Annotated in this window: 16 protein-coding genes; 8 read left to right on the forward strand and 8 right to left on the reverse strand. The window is 36.0% G+C overall.

Translation table 11 applies throughout. The features are described from left to right. Positions 1–77: 77 nt before the first annotated feature. The 3 genes from EKL95_RS04085 to EKL95_RS04095 all read right to left on the reverse strand — a co-directional run bounded on the left by EKL95_RS04085 (position 78) and on the right by EKL95_RS04095 (position 5,458). Positions 78–3,509 (reverse strand): hypothetical protein, encoded by a 3,432-nt coding sequence (locus EKL95_RS04085; RefSeq protein WP_126563601.1) that lies wholly within the window; start codon positions 3,507–3,509, stop codon positions 78–80. A gap of 159 nt (positions 3,510–3,668) precedes the next feature. Then, positions 3,669–4,925 (reverse strand): aspartate kinase, encoded by a 1,257-nt coding sequence (locus EKL95_RS04090; RefSeq protein WP_126563602.1) that lies wholly within the window; start codon positions 4,923–4,925, stop codon positions 3,669–3,671. Between the two features lie 26 nt (positions 4,926–4,951). Continuing rightward, positions 4,952–5,458, reverse strand: a complete 507-nt coding sequence (locus EKL95_RS04095; RefSeq protein WP_126457588.1) for a GNAT family N-acetyltransferase — start codon at positions 5,456–5,458, stop codon at positions 4,952–4,954. Positions 5,459–5,717: 259 nt separating this feature from the next. Between EKL95_RS04095 and fbp the strand changes: the two genes are divergently transcribed. After that, complete coding sequence (gene fbp, locus EKL95_RS04100) at positions 5,718–6,737, forward strand: class 1 fructose-bisphosphatase (RefSeq protein ID WP_126457587.1); 1,020 nt, start codon at positions 5,718–5,720, stop codon at positions 6,735–6,737. 46 nt (positions 6,738–6,783) lie between these two features. Here fbp and EKL95_RS04105 read toward each other — a convergent pair whose 3' ends face one another. Further along, positions 6,784–7,215, reverse strand: coding sequence for a TerB family tellurite resistance protein (locus EKL95_RS04105; protein ID WP_126457586.1), 432 nt, complete (start codon positions 7,213–7,215; stop codon positions 6,784–6,786). 179 nt (positions 7,216–7,394) lie between these two features. On the opposite strand from EKL95_RS04105, the gene EKL95_RS04110 reads away from it, so the two are divergent. From EKL95_RS04110 to EKL95_RS04125, 4 genes are all read left to right on the forward strand, one after another. Further along, the gene (locus EKL95_RS04110; protein WP_126457585.1) at positions 7,395–7,988 is read left to right on the forward strand and encodes a HupE/UreJ family protein; all 594 of its coding nucleotides are present in this window, start codon (positions 7,395–7,397) and stop codon (positions 7,986–7,988) included. A gap of 1 nt (position 7,989) precedes the next feature. Beyond that, positions 7,990–8,421, forward strand: a complete 432-nt coding sequence (locus tag EKL95_RS04115; protein WP_126457584.1) for a deoxycytidylate deaminase — start codon at positions 7,990–7,992, stop codon at positions 8,419–8,421. Between the two features lie 70 nt (positions 8,422–8,491). Beyond that, positions 8,492–10,063, forward strand: coding sequence for a S41 family peptidase (locus tag EKL95_RS04120; RefSeq protein WP_126561455.1), 1,572 nt, complete (start codon positions 8,492–8,494; stop codon positions 10,061–10,063). 20 nt (positions 10,064–10,083) lie between these two features. Then, entirely contained in the window at positions 10,084–10,266 is a 183-nt protein-coding gene (locus EKL95_RS04125) for a hypothetical protein (RefSeq protein ID WP_126457582.1), read from the forward strand. Positions 10,267–10,310: 44 nt separating this feature from the next. Here EKL95_RS04125 and EKL95_RS04130 read toward each other — a convergent pair whose 3' ends face one another. The 4 genes from EKL95_RS04130 to EKL95_RS04145 form a co-directional block, all read right to left on the reverse strand. Further along, entirely contained in the window at positions 10,311–11,060 is a 750-nt protein-coding gene (locus EKL95_RS04130) for a lysophospholipid acyltransferase family protein (RefSeq protein ID WP_126457581.1), read from the reverse strand. A gap of 67 nt (positions 11,061–11,127) precedes the next feature. Beyond that, positions 11,128–11,694 carry an NAD(P)/FAD-dependent oxidoreductase gene (locus EKL95_RS04135; protein WP_126563654.1) on the reverse strand — a complete coding sequence of 189 codons (567 nt, stop codon included), beginning with the start codon at positions 11,692–11,694 and terminating at the stop codon, positions 11,128–11,130. Positions 11,695–11,738: 44 nt separating this feature from the next. Further along, positions 11,739–11,939, reverse strand: coding sequence for a hypothetical protein (locus EKL95_RS04140; RefSeq protein WP_126456406.1), 201 nt, complete (start codon positions 11,937–11,939; stop codon positions 11,739–11,741). A gap of 127 nt (positions 11,940–12,066) precedes the next feature. Beyond that, positions 12,067–12,642: a MarC family protein gene (locus EKL95_RS04145; protein WP_126457580.1), complete on the reverse strand. Its 576-nt coding sequence runs from the start codon at positions 12,640–12,642 to the stop codon at positions 12,067–12,069. A gap of 428 nt (positions 12,643–13,070) precedes the next feature. Here EKL95_RS04145 and EKL95_RS04150 point away from each other — a divergent pair, with 428 nt between their 5' ends. The 3 genes from EKL95_RS04150 to EKL95_RS04160 all read left to right on the forward strand — a co-directional run bounded on the left by EKL95_RS04150 (position 13,071) and on the right by EKL95_RS04160 (position 17,627). Then, on the forward strand, positions 13,071–13,637 hold the full coding sequence (locus EKL95_RS04150) for a DUF3109 family protein (RefSeq protein WP_126456402.1): 567 nt from the start codon (positions 13,071–13,073) through the stop codon (positions 13,635–13,637). A gap of 262 nt (positions 13,638–13,899) precedes the next feature. Continuing rightward, positions 13,900–14,877 carry a ribonucleotide-diphosphate reductase subunit beta gene (locus EKL95_RS04155; protein ID WP_126457579.1) on the forward strand — a complete coding sequence of 326 codons (978 nt, stop codon included), beginning with the start codon at positions 13,900–13,902 and terminating at the stop codon, positions 14,875–14,877. A gap of 335 nt (positions 14,878–15,212) precedes the next feature. Then, positions 15,213–17,627, forward strand: coding sequence for a ribonucleoside-diphosphate reductase subunit alpha (locus EKL95_RS04160; protein WP_126563603.1), 2,415 nt, complete (start codon positions 15,213–15,215; stop codon positions 17,625–17,627). The last annotated feature ends 316 nt before the right edge of the window (positions 17,628–17,943 follow it).

The following is a 17,943-nucleotide window of genomic DNA, read 5'->3' on the forward strand; positions in this document are numbered from 1 at the left end:
TGGTTTAAATTTGAAAGATAGACAATGAACGTGTATTTAATATTGCGAGGGCATTACCAAACTATTAAATTGTGGTATTAAAAATAGGCTCTCAATTGAATATTTCCAGTATGTATGGCCTGGGTTGTTTCACTTTTCCGACCCTGATAATTAAAATTAACATCTAAAAACTGGGTGATATTTTTTTGTAAAAGAAGCCTCCAAGTGATGTTTTGTCCGGTTTGTAGCCCTTCCAGCATTTGAAATCCAACCGAAGAGAATTCATTTCCTTCGAATTTATTTTGGTAAAAAGAGACTTCGCCGTTCATCGTAAATTTTTTTGTGCCTGCATACGAAAAGGCAGTTCCAAAACGGTTTTGCAGCAGCGTTTCTGAAACCCCAATTTGGTTTTTTTTATTCTGTAATTCATAAAAGAGGTCCCAGCTCGTGCTTTTAGAAAACAGATAACTGATTTTAGGAGCTAATTGATAACCGTTTATAGCATAATTTTTCTCCGGGAAATTTTCTGATTCAATGGTTGTTTGTATCGTTTTGGCAAAAAAACCAAGTAGCCAGCTTTTCTGGTACAAATGATTGTACTGCAATTGATGCGAATTGTTGGTAGCCTCTTGAGAGCCTATAGACAACAAGTTTTTAGTTTTATTTTGCAGATATGAATACGTGGCGGAGTGGTTTTGTTTTCCTCTATTGTAAAACAAACTGTTCCTTAAACTCGAGTTTAATCCCAACACATTTTCAGTAGAACTGCTGAACGGATTTAATTCGAAATTATCACCCTCACTTCTAGTTTTTCGGTCGATTATAAAAGCGGTTTGATTGTAGAAATACGAAAGTATTTTCTTAAAACCTTTTTCGTTCTGCCATTGATTGGGATTCAGGGTCACGGATTGCGAGAATTTGTTTTGATGTGTTTTTATGTAAACCCTGTTGGGAAGAAAGATGCGGATGAATTTTGCCTGGTCAATAAACGTGGCGACTTCAAACTCCTGTAATTCCTGAATTCCATTGCCGTTATAGTCGTTCCAGGTGTAAATTCCCTGGCCCGCAGGAACTTCCAGATACGTGAATTCCTGTTGGGGAATGGTCCCGGAATTCGTTTCATAAACCGTTGTGCTTTGTATCAATTGATTGAAAAAACGATCCGTATAAATTATTCTGGAATTTAACGTAGGTTCTCTTTTTCTTGTTGCATCCACAAAATCCAAGATTCTGTAATTAGCATATAGGGATAAATCGCTTTTATTAGTTTGAATCAATTTTGATTTCAAAAGGAAAGTCTGAGACGAATTGACCCTTTGGATCAGTCCATTTTGTAAACTGTCATTGGATCTTCTTAGGTATCCCAATTCTACAAAAACTTTGGTGCTGTCTCCGCGACCGGTAAAAAATCCGTACTCTGTAAATTTTTGACTCAAAGCCGAAAATTCATTTGAAATTTTATTTTTCTCCTGATTGTCCTCTAAGCGCAAGCGAGAGCCAATCCAGTTTTTGTCAAAATGAAAACGGATTTGGGATTGGTTTCTTAAAAATTCAGAGGATGAAATCGTTCCGTCACTTTTTAGGGAACTGCCTTGATTTTGAAAAGTCCAGTTTTTTATTTGAAACAAGCCATTTAAAACATGTCGATTTCCCGAAAAATTTCCCGAAAAATCCAGTTTTTCAAACTGATACATCAATAGTCCTTTGTTTGTTGAGTTGGGTTTAGGGTTTAAATCCAATTGCAGTCCGGAAATTAACAAACTTTGATTTCCTATAGCCGCAGTTCCTAAGTTCCAATCCCGGTCAAATTCGATGTTGTACAACCGTTCTACAGCCCTGAAATTTCGCTGAATAAATTGATAATTCGCAAAAGCATCTACGTGCCATTTTTTTGAAAAAAGCCGTTGCTTGGCATTGATTTTTGCAGCCAGACCCTGATTGTTTGCATCGTCAACGGGCGAAAATAAATTGCTGTCGTTATTGCTGAGACCAATTTCAAAATCGAGTACCGTTTTTTCAGTTGGATTGTATTTCCCTAAAAAGGTGGTCACTTGGATTTTTGTAGGAGCAATCAATTGTATGATGGGTGCATAACTTCCTTGCGAAACGCCGTTAATGGGAGCTATATACTCATAAACCCTGGTGATCGTGGCTGAACTTGTCAAAATATAATTTCCATTATTCAGTCCTACTAAAGTAAATCGAACATTGAATAATTCCTGCTGTGCTTCATTTGAGTACTCAAAAATTTCCACAGCATTGAGGATTGTTTTTCGGTACAGCACCTTGTTTTCAGAATAGGAATCTGCAAATGCTGACGGGACAACCATTAAATCTGGATTGTCTCCTGAATTAAATAGTATCTGGGCTTGTTCTTGGGATAAATTTTGTTGTAAAGGTTGGTTTTTCAGGTCGTTTTCCGAATATAAATAGCCTCCAAAACTCCAGTTTTTATTTTCGTGCGTGGCGCCTGCATAGGTTATAAATCGAGTGTAATTTCGATCTGAATATTGGTATTCTATGGCAATTCGCATTTCGGAAGTAATCGTGAAAAGCGGGGTAAACACGATTTCACCCGCATTATAATCAATCGTGTAATCATTGTTTTCGCCTCGTTTTAATAAAACACCATTTACATACACCCGCTCTGAACCTGAAATAACGAGTACATACAACTCTCCATTTTGCCCTTTTAATTTATAGGGACCCTGATTGCCTTCTTGGCCCACGATATCGCTTTTTGCATATTGTCCTCGGACCAGCGCTGCTGAGGCAAATACATTTGTTTTGTTTTCTTCGGTTCCAAAGGTGAAGGTGGTGGCGAGTCCCTGCACTTTTTTATTGAAATTCAGGAATTGGGATTTCTTGTTCTCCAGAAAAATATCACCCGCTCGAATGTTCCAATCGGCACTGAATAATTCCATGAATACATTATCGAACTGGTCTAATTTTTGGGAATAACCGCCATCCTGCAGCGGAATGTTACTGTCTTGAATGGAGGCTCTTAAGCTTACTTTTTCAGAGATTTTTCCTGTGATTTGTAAGTCTAAATTGGAGTTCAAAACGGCATTTTGATTGTTTCCTATGGTAATGCCACGGGTAATACTTCCGGATGTATTCAAGCCGTCAAAAGGCACATTTTTATTTGGGTTTTTATTTTTGAGGGTATATAAATCACCTGATCCGGCTTCGTTGCTTACTACTTTGGCAGAATCATAAATGCGGTATTCTTTAGTAAGGATCTCCGGAAATTTCAAATAGTGTACGGTTATTGAATCGTTGTATTGGGCGCTGTTTTCTTTTAAAAACAAAGTCCCTTCACTGAAATTTACCGTATAAAAAAGGGTTTCGATGGGTTTGCCATTGGCGTCAAGCAATTTGAAAAAACTGGAATTAATGCTTTCTTTTTCAAGATGAATGGTGTCACGGGAAAAAGGGATTTTTTTGGTTTTGTACAACGAATTTATTTCCTGTGCGTGGAGCCCAGAAATACAGCTTATTACAGTCCAAAAAAGTAATTTTTTCAACATAAATACTATAACTCGAAAGTGTCAAAAGTAGTATTTATAATTTGATAATTACAAAAGGTTTTGATTTTAGCGTTTGGGTTTTAAAGTATTAAAGGAATGGAGATCAGAATCAATTTCTGATCTCCATTTATATTTTGGGTTGCGCATGTTTTTTAAGGGTTACACTTCTTTTGTGATCACTTGTATGGTTTCCCGACTGACCTGTTTCAATAACACAACTTTGTTTTTTTCAACGGTTTCGGCTGCTGTTTCGTTAAAATGTCGGATGGTGTATAAGGTGACATTTTCATTAAACTCTACCTTAAACTTTTTAGACAAGATAGCATTCAGGGCTTTGAAATTGTCAAATTTATCTTCTACACATACGGAGAAACTAATTGCTGAATTCTGAATCAAGTTCACTTTTATTTTGAATTGATGGAATAATGCAAAAATTTCGCTGATGTTTTCTTCCATGATAAAAGAGAAATCGATAGAGGAAAGCGAAATCAAAAGCTGGTTTCTTTTGACGATGAAACACGGTAAATAAGGTTCTAAGTCGACTCCTTTGGAAACGCTCGTTCCTTTTAGTAACGGATTTATAAAGGATTTTACATACAACGGAATTTCCTTTTTTTGCAAAGGTTGTAGTGTTTTTGGGTGAATAACCGTTGCCCCATAAAAAGCCAGTTCTATGGCTTCACGGTACGAAATCTGATTCAATAAACTCGCATTTTCAAAATATCTTGGATCGGCATTCATTACTCCGGGAACATCTTTCCAGATGGTCACGCTTTCGGCATTTAAGCAATACGCAAAAATTGCAGCCGTATAATCAGATCCTTCTCGGCCTAAAGTGGTGGTAAAGTTATTTTCGTCAGAACCTAAGAATCCTTGTGTAATGTTTAGTGTTTTACGTTTTACGTTTTTGGCAATGTTCTTCTGTGTCAATTCCCAATCTACTTCCGCATCCCTGTATATAGCATTGGTTTTTATGAAATTCCGAACATCCAGCCATTGTGTTTTTATGCCCATGAAATTCATGAAATGACTTAGGATTGTGGTCGAAATTAATTCGCCATAACTGACAATTTGATCGTAGACAAAATTATAATTGGGTGATTTATTGTGGGTCAGGAAATACTCTAAATCTGAAAATTGAGTGTTAACAGCTTTGAAGACTTCGTTTTTTTCGTCCTCGAATAAATCTATCAAAATTTGATTGTGGTACTTTTTTACTTCTTGAACAGATGAATTTAATTCAGCGGATTTATCGAAATAATTTTTTATGACAACCTCGAGCGCATTTGTGGTTTTTCCCATTGCAGAAACGACCAACAATACGTCTTCATAACCCACTTTTTGTAAAACGTCATACACGTTTTTAATTCCTTCAGCATCTTTTACAGAAGCTCCTCCAAATTTGAATACTCTCATATTTTAAACAAAAATTGTTCTTTATTTTATTTCAATTTATTCTCCACAAAATTGGTGATTCCCAATTCGTCCATGTGAACAACATACCAATCACGGAGTACTTTGGCGCCTGATTTTTCATAAAATTCTATTGCCGGAGTATTCCAGTCCAATACATTCCATTCTACTCTTCGAACCTGATCTTTTTTACCCTGTTTTATAATTTCAGAATATAAAGCATATCCTAATCCGGTGCCACGCATTGTCTCTTTTACCACTAAATCTTCCAGGTGAATTGTTTTTCCTTTCCAAGTAGAAAATCGGTAGTAGTACAAGGCGATACCTACGATTTGTTTTGCCTGTTCGCTATTGCTCGGGTCCGCTTGAACCTCGGCAACAAAAACATGAAATAGTGGCACCGGGCCAAAACCATCTCGAATTAAATCGGCAACAGTTACAAGGACGGCATCGGGTTCTTTCTCGAATGTTGCTAATTCTTGGATGAGCCCTAAAACAGCTTCCATATCTTCAGGATTTCCTTTTCTGATCGTCATGTGCGGGATGTATTTGTGTTTTTTAGTTGAATAAGAAATTTGCTTTTTCGATTGGCTATTGGATCAATCTCCAATACGGCTCATTTCATAATTTTTTATTTTAATGCTTCAATATCGCAATAAAATTAGATTTTTACGTATTAATTTTATGTTTTAATCAGCAAATATACAATACGGTTAAACTAAGCAACTATTTTTCAAATCAATTTCACAAAAAAAACGATATTTGTGACTTCAAAACAACTACAACGATTTCTTAATGGAAGAACGCAACAAAACACTTGGAGAATTTATCATTGAAAACCAGAATGCTTTTCAATATTCGTCCGGCGAATTATCTCGAATTATCAACTCCATCCGATTGGCTGCCAAGGTAGTCAATTATAAAGTAAACAAAGCTGGACTGGTTGATATTGTGGGTGCTGCCGGAGAGCAAAACATACAGGGGGAAGATCAGCAAAAACTAGATGTATATGCCAATGAAGTTTTTATTCAAACATTAATTAATCGCGAGATCGTATGCGGAATCGCTTCTGAAGAAAATGATGATTTCATTACTGTGGAAGGAAGTGACCACAGCCACAATAATAAATATGTTGTATTGATGGATCCCCTTGACGGCTCGTCTAATATTGATGTTAATGTTTCTGTAGGGACAATATTTTCGGTTTACAGGAGAATTACCCCAATAGGAACTCCAGTTACGTTGGAAGATTTTTTACAGCCGGGGATCAATCAGGTTGCTGCAGGCTATGTGATTTATGGGACTTCGACTATGTTAGTTTATACAACTGGGCACGGTGTGAACGGATTTACGCTGAATCCTGCTATTGGTACTTTTTACTTGTCTCATCCTAAAATGAAATTCCCAACCGATGGCCATATTTATTCCATCAATGAAGGTAATTATGTCCATTTTCCGCAAGGAGTAAAGGATTATATCAAATATTGTCAGCTGGAAGAAGGAGACAGGCCTTATACTTCTCGATACATCGGAAGTTTAGTTTCTGACTTTCATCGCAATATGATTAAAGGAGGGATTTATTTATATCCAACAAGTTCAAAAGCATCCAAAGGGAAATTACGATTGTTGTATGAATGCAACCCATTAGCTTTTATCGCAGAACAGGCGGGAGGAAAAGCATCGGATGGATTTGATCGGGTGATGGAAATTGAACCAACGGAACTGCATCAGCGCGTTCCTTTTTTCTGTGGAAGCTACAATATGGTTGAAAAATCGGAAGAATTTATGCTTAAAGCAAAACTAAGCAAGTACTAAAAACAAAAAGCTTCCGTCTTGGCGGAAGCTTTTTTATAGGTATAATCTACGTATTGATATTTTGTATTTCAGTAATGAACGTATCCAAATCTACTTCTTTTTCTACAAGCAGAAGAGCATTTTCTACAATTTGATTTATATTTTCAGGGTCAAATCCTATTCCAATGCCAATTTTTCGTAACATCAGCTCTTGTTTGTCTCCTAAATGGTGGTCAACATGAACGATTCTGGCTAAATCATACAGTCGCTCTATCCTTTGTTCATATAAATAAGGAGGATTGATAGGGTATTTTAGCGGATCCTGTAAAATTTCTTCATATTCTGCAGGAGAAATTTCTAATCGAACGGCTAATTTATCTACAAATGCTTTTTCTTCTGGAGAAATCTTCTCGTCAGTTAGTGCTACGCGGACAATAGATGAAAAATGACCTCTATTTCTTTGTTTGAATTCGCTATCAAATAAATCTGAAAATGACATAATTGTGGTTTTTGTATCGTACAAAGATATATCTATTTTAAAGTATTAATTTTTATTTTTTTTTATATTTTTTCTTTCGACATACCTGCTTTTGATTTGTATTTATTTGAATGTTCAAATGAATCATTTTCAAAATTAATCGTAAGTTTACAACCCTTTATCAACTTAATACTTTACTGATGTCAGAATTTTGGATTTACTTTCAAATAGGATTAAAACACGTTTTGGATATTCACGCTTATGATCATGTTTTATTTTTAATCGCCCTAGCGGTTCCTTTTTCTTTCAAGGACTGGAAGCGAATTGTACTTTTGGTTTCCCTTTTTACCATTGGTCATACCATGGCTTTACTGCTTTCTGTTTTTGGTATAATTGCCATAAAAGTAAATATTGTTGAGTTGTTAATCCCAATTACAATTGTGATAACCGCATTGTTTAATCTTTTTACGGCAGGAAAATCGAGCAAGAAAGAAAGCCTCAATCTGATGTTTTTTATCACGCTTTTCTTTGGGATAATTCATGGGTTGGGTTTTTCAAATTATTTCAAATCGATTCTTGGAGGAAATGCTATGTCTAAAGTCTTGCCACTGTCAGAATTTGCACTAGGTATAGAAGCCGCCCAGATTGTAGTGGTTTTTTTGGTTTTGATTTTAGCCTACATTGTTCAGACTGTTTTTAGATTTTCAAAACGCGACTGGACATTAGTAATGTCAGCATTTATAATAGGAGTAGTGATACCAATGATTGTGGAAAGTGAAATCTGGATAAGATAAAATGAACGAAAAAAAATTAAATAAATACGACAAAGCATACCTTAGAATTGCCAAAGAATGGAGCTTGCTGTCCTATTGTAAACGAAAACAAGTTGGTGCAATTATTGTGCGTGACAGAATGATAATCTCAGATGGGTATAACGGAACGCCCTCCGGTTTTGAAAACTGTTGTGAAGATGAGCAAGGATTAACCCGCTGGGATGTTTTACATGCTGAGGCAAATGCGATCCTCAAGGTAGCGCGATCCACACAGTCCTGTGAAGGAGCCACCTTGTATATCACACTTTCACCTTGTAAGGAGTGCAGTAAATTGATTCACCAGTCGGGAATAAAAAGAGTGGTCTATCACAATGGCTATCGCGATGATTCCGGCATTCAGTTTTTGATAAAAGCCGGAGTAGAGGTTGAGCATATTCCAGTTTTGGAGGAATAAAAGAACGTGCAAAAAAAATTAAAACGATGATGCACGTCAGGTTATATTATTTTTTTAATGATAACTTTATATGAAATTTAATACAAAATATTTACCACTACTCCTTTTCTCAACACTTGCTTTTGGCGTTGTGTTGGGCGGGATGTTGCATTTTCCCGGTAGAGCTGATTTCACAGCTAAAAATAATTCTAAAACTAAGCTGAATACACTCATTGATTTTATTGATACTGAATACGTTGATGCGGTTGATACGGATTCTATTGTAAATCTTACCGTTGATAATATTCTTGCGCAACTTGATCCGCATTCCGTATATGTTCCCGCTAGCGAGCAGCAACAGGTAATGGAAAGCATGAAGGGTAATTTTGTGGGAATAGGAGTGAATTTTTATATGTATAAAGATTCTGTAGCGGTCATAAAACCTGTAGAAAACGGCCCTTCGGCAAAAGCAGGAATAAAATCAGGTGATCGGATTCTATATGCTGATAAAACCAAATTGTTCGGACGTAAGTTGCCCACAGACAGTTTGTTTTCTAAATTAAAAGGGGCCGTAGGTTCTAATATTGAGCTTACAATATATAGAAAATCAGAACGTAAAAAACTCAAGCTAAAACTAAAACGCGATGTTATTCCCTTAAAAAGTGTTGATGCCGCTTTGCTCTTGAGTAATGCGACAGGATACATAAAAATAAATCGTTTTGCCGAAACTACTTACAAGGAGTTTATGCAAAATTTGTCTGCACTTAAGCAACGAGGTGCGAAGTCACTTATTATTGATGTCCGAGATAACGGTGGCGGTTATATGGAAGAAGCAATTGCTATCGCGGATGAATTGTTGCCAAACAAACAACTGATTGTTTTTACCAAAAACAAAAAAGGTACTATAGACAAGACATTTGCAACCCAAAAAGGTAGTTTTGAAAAAGGAAATGTTTTTATTCTAATTAATGAAAACAGCGCTTCAGCAAGTGAAATTCTTGCAGGAGCCGTTCAGGATAATGACCGGGGAACTATTGTAGGCCGCCGTTCTTTTGGAAAGGGATTGGTGCAACGAGAAATAGATTTTGCTGACGGTTCAGCAGTTCGCTTGACTGTTGCCAGATATTATACGCCAACAGGCCGGTCGATTCAAAAACCCTATTCAAAAGGGAATGAAGCGTATTTTAAAGAATCAGAAACGCGTTTTGAAAATGGGGAACTATATCAAAAAGACAGTATAAAAGTTTCAGACACCTTGCAATTCAAAACTAAAAAAGGTAAAATTGTATATGGCGGTGGCGGTATTGTTCCTGATGTTTTTGTACCGCTTGAGGTGGAACATGGAAATGGAAGTACCGCTTATTTATTGCAATCGGGAATCGTAGGGAATTTTGTTTTCGAACAATTGGATAAAAATCGGAGCGCCTTTAAAGGACTCACTTTTGCTCAGTTCCAATCTAAAATGAATCAAACAGAGGCATATTTCAATTCATTTCAGAAATTTATTTTTGGCAACGGATTGGATTTGAAATTTGGAAAAAGCAAATCATTGGTAAAACGATACCTGGCTGCTGAATTTGCTCGGCAATTGTATGGGGAACGGTCTTATTATGAGATTATATTGAAAGAGGATGCCATGATTAAGGCAATTTTGAAAAAATAATAATCACTATATTTCACAGTATGGAAAGTAAGTTTTCTGGAATGACAGTTAATGAGCGTTTGTATGTTGGAGGCCTTATAAATGACTTTGATAATGCTCTGGAACAAAAAAATGTGGAAGGAATTAAAGCTGTTTTAAAGAAAGTGGCACTAAATGAAGATTCTATTTTTGAGATGCTTATTAGCTTAGGACTTGATGCTTAATTAGAAAATTTCACTCTTGATTTTGTTTGCCCTTAAAAAGAAAACTAATTTTGATTGTCCCAATCTTTTCTATATCGAATGAGTTCGTTATCTATCATTTTCTTTGACGTACTTAATAAATAGGCTGCATCTTCAGAATAAATAGCCGGAAAATAAGTTATTTTAATTTCAGTGGTCCGTTTTCCAAAGCATTTTAAAAAATGCGGAATGAAAGTGTCGTCACCAATAAAAGCGTCTGTTTTTTCTTTATAATCTATTGCAATAGGAATCACGGCAGCTTTAATCTTAGTAGCCATTACAAAAGAGCCGTAATTGAAATCAAGAGTCGTTGGCAAAACCGCTGTTGTCCCCTCTGGAAAATTAATGATCGAATATCCTTTGGCAAGAACTTCTCGGATATTTTCGGCGGTTTCTTGTCGGCTTTTTGGACACTTTCTATCTACAAATAAAACGCCGGATATTTTGCAGATGTAGCCAATCATAGGCCATGAGGCAACTTCTTTTTTCCCTACAGGAAAAGCATGTATTTGGTTTACGATAACAATTGGGTCAAAATAGGAACGGTGATTGGCTACGATTAGTCCTTGAACTTTCGGCTTGTCGCCATAGATAATAGTGCGTATGCCCAAAAGGGTATTTGAGGTGCGAATTATAAAGTCCCGCAGGATAAGAGCTTTTTGGGCGTTAATTTCGTTGCTTCGAAAAAAAGAAAAAAGAAAAAACACAATCGAAAAAAAAGAAACAAATCCGATAAAAATCAGGAGTCTTGCCAGTCCCAAAAAAAATGATCCCATAAAACAGTGAATTGAAGGTGTAAACCTAACACTATTTTTTGAGAGATTTTCCAGAATGAAATTCTATTTATCTAATGCTATCATGAGCATGAGTCTGAATTCCGCCATTCCATAAAGTTAGAATATCTGTTGCTACTGCAGCTCCACTGCCTGCAGCAATGGCCAGTTGGCTTCTCCATCCGGCTAAAGTGCCTATCACGTAAATGCCTTCCTTGACTTTGTGATCGCTGTTTTTGAGTTGGATTCGTTGTTTTTCGGGAAGGGATTTTTGATGTGGTTCTACAGATGGCATTAAACCTTCAATAGCAAAAGTATTTGCAGATCCGACACCTACAACAATTATGCGGGTCTTGTAGGTTTTTTTATTTGTAGTTACAGCAAACTCAGGAGCGGTGCCCTCAATTTTTAGTACTTTTTCGTTGGGAATTTGTGTAATGTGCGGATATTTTTCTAAAAGATGTCCTGTGCTTTCTTTCAATAAATCAGCGCCTAATGTGCCTGCAGGGATTCCGTAGACATTATTGAATAGCGCTTCCTTAAGGGCAGAGGTTTTTTGATGGGTAAACACCCCGATTTTTTTATTAGACACAAAGTGTTTGTTGTTTGCAGAACCCAAAACTAGAGCGCATGACATGCCAGATACGCCACCGCCAAGGATAAGTACATCAAAGACCAAGGCTATTTTTCGTTTGTTTTTTCTTCTATTTTCTTTGACATTCTGAATATTAGAAGAATCAATACAGCACAAAAAGAGGCTGCCATTCCAATAAATGCAACTACGCTATCTCCTTGAAATGGATTTTTGAAATCCAGTAAAGTAACATTAAATAGGATTAGCGCTATTGCTAAAAATACCAAGATGTTAGTGAAAATTTTCATAAGATGTTTTTGTTTTTGGTAAAAAATGCAGATGTTTGGAGGGGTTATTTATTTAGAATAAAATGCTCCAAAAAAATCAGATTTTTTATTTTACAATAATTTAAGGGTAAATTTAGGAAATTATATTTTAGACAAACAAACCTTTAACATTCGCAGCGAATAATTTAACAGCAATCGCCAGAAGTACTACGCCAAAAGTCTTTCTGATTACACCAAGTCCGTTTTCGCCTAATAATTTTTCTATTTTTGAGGATGATTTTAAAACGATATAGACCAAAATGATATTTAATAAAATGGCAATTACAATATTTATGGTATAAAATTGGGAGCGTAAAGAGAGTAAAGTGGTCATTGTTCCGGCTCCAGCAATCAAAGGGAAGGCAAGGGGAACAATTGAGGCAGAGCTGGCTTCTTCGTCCCGGTAAATCCGAATTCCTAAAATCATCTCTAATGCCAAGAAAAACAACACAAAGGATCCGGCTACAGCAAAAGAATTGACATCGATTCCAATTAGTTTTAAGAGTTCTTCTCCGGCAAAAAGAAAAACAATCATGATGACGGCGGCTACAATGGATGCTTTTTCGGATTCAATATGTCCGTGTTTTGCTCTTAAATCAATGATAATCGGGATGGATCCCACGATGTCAATTACGGCAAAAAGTACCATTCCTACGGTGATTATTTCTCGAATATCGAATTCCATAACAGACTTTTTTTATTTATGGTAAAAGTAGATAATTTCCCTGATTATTGGAGGAGTAGATTTTTTAATTTTAATGCCTTTTTTTTGAGAAGATTTTTTTCCCAGGAGGGAATAGTTGACCTGTATTTCATAGTCCTAAAAAAGTAACAGTTTGATTTTTATCGTTTTTAGGGCACAACTAAGGCAATTAATACTCAATATTTTTTAAAACCATTTCAAATGGTTCTGTGTTTTTGGTTGGTGAAAGAGGATGAACTGTAAAGAAATAAAAAATGCAATTGTTTGTATAAGTTTGAAAACAAAAGTAAACGAAGTTAAAAAATCAGGAGTATAAAATTAGGTAAATTCGTTTTAATTTTATTCGGTTTTGTTTACGAATTTATGAGTTGCTGAGGTGCTTTTTCAAATTTCTTGAATATCTTTGCAGAATGTTTCAACTAGGAAAAACCATAGTCTCAGAAGACTTACTCGAAAAAGATTTTGTTTGTAATTTGACTGCTTGTAAAGGCGCTTGTTGCGTAGATGGTGACGCTGGTGCACCATTGAGTTTTGAGGAGACTCAAATCCTCGAATCTATTTATCCAAAGATCAAGCCTTTTTTACGCAAACAAGGAATTGCTGCAATTGAAGCGCAAGGAACTTGGGTAAAAGGTACCGATGGTGATCTTGAAACGCCATTGATTGACGACAAAGATTGTGCCTACGCAATATTTGACGGTAAGACCGCTCTGTGTGGTATTGAACAAGCCTATAATCAAGGAGCAATTAGTTGGAAAAAACCAGTTTCTTGTCATTTGTATCCAGTTCGGGTGAAAGATTTTACGGAGTTTGCCGCTGTTAATTATGACAAATGGGATATTTGTGATCCCGCCTGCTCTTTAGGTCAGGAACTTGAAGTTCCGGTATACAAATTTGTCAAAGAAGCCCTGATTCGTAAATTTGGCGAAGACTGGTATGCTGAACTTGAAAAGGTGGCGCAAGACATGAAAAAATAAGTAAATAAGAATTCTGTTTTTCTTGTTTAATTATTTAAAAAAACTATATTTTACGGTGCTTCATTCCTTTAATTATTATTTAAAATACTGAATTTAAGTGTTTTAAAATTTGTATGAAAAATATCTTAATTTTTCTATTTGTTAAAAACTATAGGGGATTGTGAATAAGTTTGGCTTTTATTAACCGCAATATTTTACAATCTTTGTATCTCTCAAAAAGCTTAAAAATTTGTTAAAACCTCAAAAAAAACAAACAATTATAATGACTCAAGTTGAACCAATTTTACAAGAAAATAAAAATCGTTTCGTAATTTTTCCTATCAAACACCATGACATTTGGGAATTTTATAAAAGTATGGAAGCCAGTTTCTGGACGGCTGAAGAAATCGATTTGTCACAGGATTTAAATGACTGGAACAACAAACTCTCGGATGATGAGCGTTATTTTGTGAAGCACATTTTGGCGTTTTTTGCTGCTTCAGATGGCATTGTAAATGAAAATCTGGCAGAAAATTTTGTAAACGAAGTGCAATATGCGGAAGCGAAATTCTTTTACGGTTTTCAAATTATGATGGAAAACATTCACAGCGAAACCTATTCGTTATTGATTGATACCTATGTAAAAGATGAAGTGGAGAAAGATGAATTATTCAATGCTTTAGAGGTTTTTCCGGCGATTAAGAAAAAAGCGGACTGGGCTTTGCAATGGATTGAATCGGATTCATTTGCAGAACGTTTGATTGCTTTTGCAGCAGTGGAAGGAATTTTCTTTTCGGGAGCATTTTGCTCGATTTATTGGTTGAAAAAACGGGGTTTAATGCCAGGATTGACGTTTTCTAACGAATTGATTTCTCGTGATGAAGGAGTTCACTGTGATTTTGCCGTGCATTTACACAACCACCACTTGGTGAATAAAGTGCCAAAAGAAAGAATCAGAAGCATTATTGTAGATGCTTTAAATATTGAAAGAGAATTTATCACCGAGTCACTTCCGGTAAGTTTGATAGGAATGAATGCCGTATTAATGACGCAATATTTAGAATTTGTTGCTGACAGATTGTTAGTGGAATTAGGTTGCGACAGAGAATATAATACTACAAACCCGTTTGATTTTATGGATATGATTTCGCTTCAAGGGAAAACAAATTTCTTTGAAAAGAAAGTGGCTGAATATCAAAAAGCAGGTGTAATGAACACAGATGGTGATGCTCAAAAAATATCTTTTGACGCCGATTTTTAGATTTTTATCAAACCATGAAGGAATTAAGATCGATTAAGTTTTGTCTTAATTTTTCTAAATATTTTAATGTTAAAGAAATATTTTGATTTTTTAAATCTTAAATGATTTACTGATTTCTTTTTGTTTCTAATACTGATTAGCCCAGATAGTAATGGAAATCCTTTCTAGTCCTGAACTTTTTTCAGGACTAGAAAGATTGAAATGGATAGCTGGATATGGCTCCAAAAAAAATTGAGCAAATGAAACAATAATTGAGATTGTTTCGTTCCTCGCAATGACTAACAAATAACGAAAAACAGCGAAGGGATTTTCTGTTTTAAAAAACAAACAAAAGTATGTACGTAGTAAAAAGAGATGGCCACAAAGAGCCGGTAATGTTCGACAAAATCACAGATAGAATTAAAAAACTATGCTATGGTTTAAATGATTTAGTAGATGCCGTGAAAGTCGCAATGCGAGTAATTGAAGGGCTTTATGATGGAGTTTCTACGTCAGAATTAGATAATTTAGCAGCCGAAACTGCGGCTTCAATGACTATTGCGCATCCTGATTATGCACAATTGGCGGCGCGAATTGCAATTTCGAATTTGCATTCCAATACTAAAAAATCATTTTCGGAAACAATGAACGATATGTTTCATTATGTAAACCCGAGAAATGGACAAGATGCACCTTTATTATCTGAAGAAGTACATCAGGTGATTATGAAAAATGCGGAATTTTTAGATTCCCATGTGATATACAATAGAGATTTTAATTATGATTATTTTGGGTTTAAAACTTTAGAACGTTCTTATTTACTAAAAATAAACGGTAAAATCGTGGAGCGTCCGCAACACATGTTGATGCGTGTTTCGGTCGGGATTCACTTAGATGATTTAGATTCAGTGATTGAAACGTACGACTTAATGTCGAAAAAATTCTTTACGCATGCAACGCCTACATTATTCAATGCAGGAACTCCAAAACCTCAGATGTCTTCTTGTTTCCTTTTGGCGATGCAAGATGATAGTATTGACGGAATTTACGACACGTTGAAACAAACGGCTAAAATCTCGCAATCAGCTGGTGGTGTTGGACTTTCGATTCACAATGTAAGAGCAACTGGTTCTTATATTCGTGGAACTAATGGAACGTCAAACGGAATTGTTCCGATGTTGCGTGTTTTTAATGATACAGCCCGTTATGTAGATCAAGGTGGTGGAAAACGTAAAGGAAGTTTTGCGATTTACATCGAAACTTGGCATGCGGATATTTTCGAATTTTTGGACTTAAAAAAGAATACCGGAAAAGAAGAAATGCGCGCTAGAGATTTGTTTTTTGCCATGTGGACGTCTGATTTATTTATGAAACGAGTACAAGAAGACAGTTATTGGACGTTGATGTGTCCTAATGAATGTCCGGGATTGTATGATGTGTATGGCGAAGAATTTGAAGCCATGTACATTGATTACGAGAAACGTGGAAAAGGTAGAAAAACCATTAAAGCACATGAATTGTGGGAGAAAATTCTAGAATCGCAAATCGAAACTGGAACGCCTTACATGTTGTATAAAGATGCAGTTAATAGAAAATCAAACCAGAAAAATTTAGGGACCATTCGTTCTTCGAATTTGTGTACCGAGATTATGGAATTTACATCCAAAGATGAAATTGCAGTTTGTAATCTAGCTTCTCTTTCCTTGCCGATGTTTGTTGCCAATGGGAAGTTTGACCATGAATTAATGTATACCGTTACAAAACGAGTAACCAGAAACTTAAATAAAGTAATCGATAGGAATTATTATCCGGTAATAGAAGGGGAAAATTCTAATAAACGCCACCGACCAATTGGTCTTGGAGTGCAAGGATTAGCCGATGCTTTCATTATGTTGCGTATGCCGTTTACGAGCGACGAAGCTAAAAAACTGAATCAGGAAATTTTTGAAACATTATACTTTGCTGCGGTAACCGCATCGATGGAAATGGCCAAAGAAGAAGGGCCTTATTCCACTTTTGAAGGCTCGCCAATTTCTCAAGGAGAATTCCAATACAATTTGTGGGGAATGAAAGATGAGGAATTATCTGGTCGTTGGGACTGGGCTTCGTTAAGAAAAGAAGTGATGGAACACGGAGTGAGAAACTCGTTGTTAGTGGCACCAATGCCAACAGCATCGACGTCACAAATTTTGGGTAACAACGAAGCATTCGAACCCTATACTTCTAATATTTACACCAGAAGAGTACTTTCGGGAGAATTTATTGTGGTAAACAAACACTTGTTGCACGATTTAGTGGAGCGTGGTTTGTGGAACGAAACGTTGAAACAAGAATTAATGCGAAATAACGGTTCGGTTCAAGACCTGAATATTCCGCAAGACCTGAAAGAATTGTACAAAACAGTTTGGGAAATGTCTATGAAAGACATTATCGATATGTCACGTCAGCGTGGTTATTTTGTGGATCAATCCCAATCGTTGAACTTGTTTATGCAAAATGCCAATTATTCTAAATTGACATCGATGCATTTCTATGCTTGGCAATCTGGATTGAAAACGGGAATGTATTATTTGAGAACAAAAGCTGCGGTAGATGCGATTAAATTTACATTAAACAATGATAAAAAAGCAGAGCCAATCGAAATTAAAGAGCAATCAGTCGTTGTTCCTGCAGTCGCTGAAGCAGTAGAAATGACTGCCGATGAATACAGAGCCATGCTCGAATTGTCTAAAAATGCAGGTCCGGATGAGTGTGAAATGTGTGGGTCGTAGGCCATTGCGAGAAACGAAGCAAACTCATTTTGAAACCATTTTGTTGACATCAACGAAATGGTTTTAAAACAAAAAAGCAGTTATTGTTATGATAACTGCTTTTTTTTTGGAGCTATCTACTTCGTCAGTTCGCTTCGCTCGTGTCCCGCTTTCCGTTGCAATCTTTTTATTCACCAAAAAAAGGCGAATAAAAAGGATTTTCACTTTAATCGGGGCTAAAACACCAAGATTTAACAGTAATATTTGTAAACAATTCACTATATTTGAGATAGTTATTAGCCTTGAAGACTTTTTTATAATAATCAAAACGATAAAA

The organism is Flavobacterium sp. LB2P53 (genome assembly GCF_003970305.1).
In the GTDB taxonomy this organism is placed as follows: Bacteria; Bacteroidota; Bacteroidia; order Flavobacteriales; family Flavobacteriaceae; genus Flavobacterium.

Bases quoted from the DNA above. Each gene is read 5' to 3' on its own strand.
- EKL95_RS04155 (WP_126457579.1), top strand. From the start codon at position 13,900: ATGACTCAAGTTGAACCAATTTTACAAGAAAATAAAAATCGTTTCGTA.
- EKL95_RS04085 (WP_126563601.1), bottom strand. From the start codon at position 3,509: ATGTTGAAAAAATTACTTTTTTGGACTGTAATAAGCTGTATTTCTGGG.
- EKL95_RS04095 (WP_126457588.1), bottom strand. From the start codon at position 5,458: ATGACGATCAGAAAAGGAAATCCTGAAGATATGGAAGCTGTTTTAGGG.
- EKL95_RS04130 (WP_126457581.1), bottom strand. From the start codon at position 11,060: ATGGGATCATTTTTTTTGGGACTGGCAAGACTCCTGATTTTTATCGGA.
- EKL95_RS04125 (WP_126457582.1), top strand. From the start codon at position 10,084: ATGGAAAGTAAGTTTTCTGGAATGACAGTTAATGAGCGTTTGTATGTT.
- EKL95_RS04135 (WP_126563654.1), bottom strand. From the start codon at position 11,694: ATGTCATGCGCTCTAGTTTTGGGTTCTGCAAACAACAAACACTTTGTG.
- EKL95_RS04110 (WP_126457585.1), top strand. From the start codon at position 7,395: ATGTCAGAATTTTGGATTTACTTTCAAATAGGATTAAAACACGTTTTG.
- EKL95_RS04120 (WP_126561455.1), top strand. From the start codon at position 8,492: ATGAAATTTAATACAAAATATTTACCACTACTCCTTTTCTCAACACTT.
- EKL95_RS04105 (WP_126457586.1), bottom strand. From the start codon at position 7,215: ATGTCATTTTCAGATTTATTTGATAGCGAATTCAAACAAAGAAATAGA.
- EKL95_RS04145 (WP_126457580.1), bottom strand. From the start codon at position 12,642: ATGGAATTCGATATTCGAGAAATAATCACCGTAGGAATGGTACTTTTT.
- EKL95_RS04115 (WP_126457584.1), top strand. From the start codon at position 7,990: ATGAACGAAAAAAAATTAAATAAATACGACAAAGCATACCTTAGAATT.
- EKL95_RS04140 (WP_126456406.1), bottom strand. From the start codon at position 11,939: ATGAAAATTTTCACTAACATCTTGGTATTTTTAGCAATAGCGCTAATC.
- EKL95_RS04160 (WP_126563603.1), top strand. From the start codon at position 15,213: ATGTACGTAGTAAAAAGAGATGGCCACAAAGAGCCGGTAATGTTCGAC.
- EKL95_RS04090 (WP_126563602.1), bottom strand. From the start codon at position 4,925: ATGAGAGTATTCAAATTTGGAGGAGCTTCTGTAAAAGATGCTGAAGGA.
- fbp (WP_126457587.1), top strand. From the start codon at position 5,718: ATGGAAGAACGCAACAAAACACTTGGAGAATTTATCATTGAAAACCAG.
- EKL95_RS04150 (WP_126456402.1), top strand. From the start codon at position 13,071: ATGTTTCAACTAGGAAAAACCATAGTCTCAGAAGACTTACTCGAAAAA.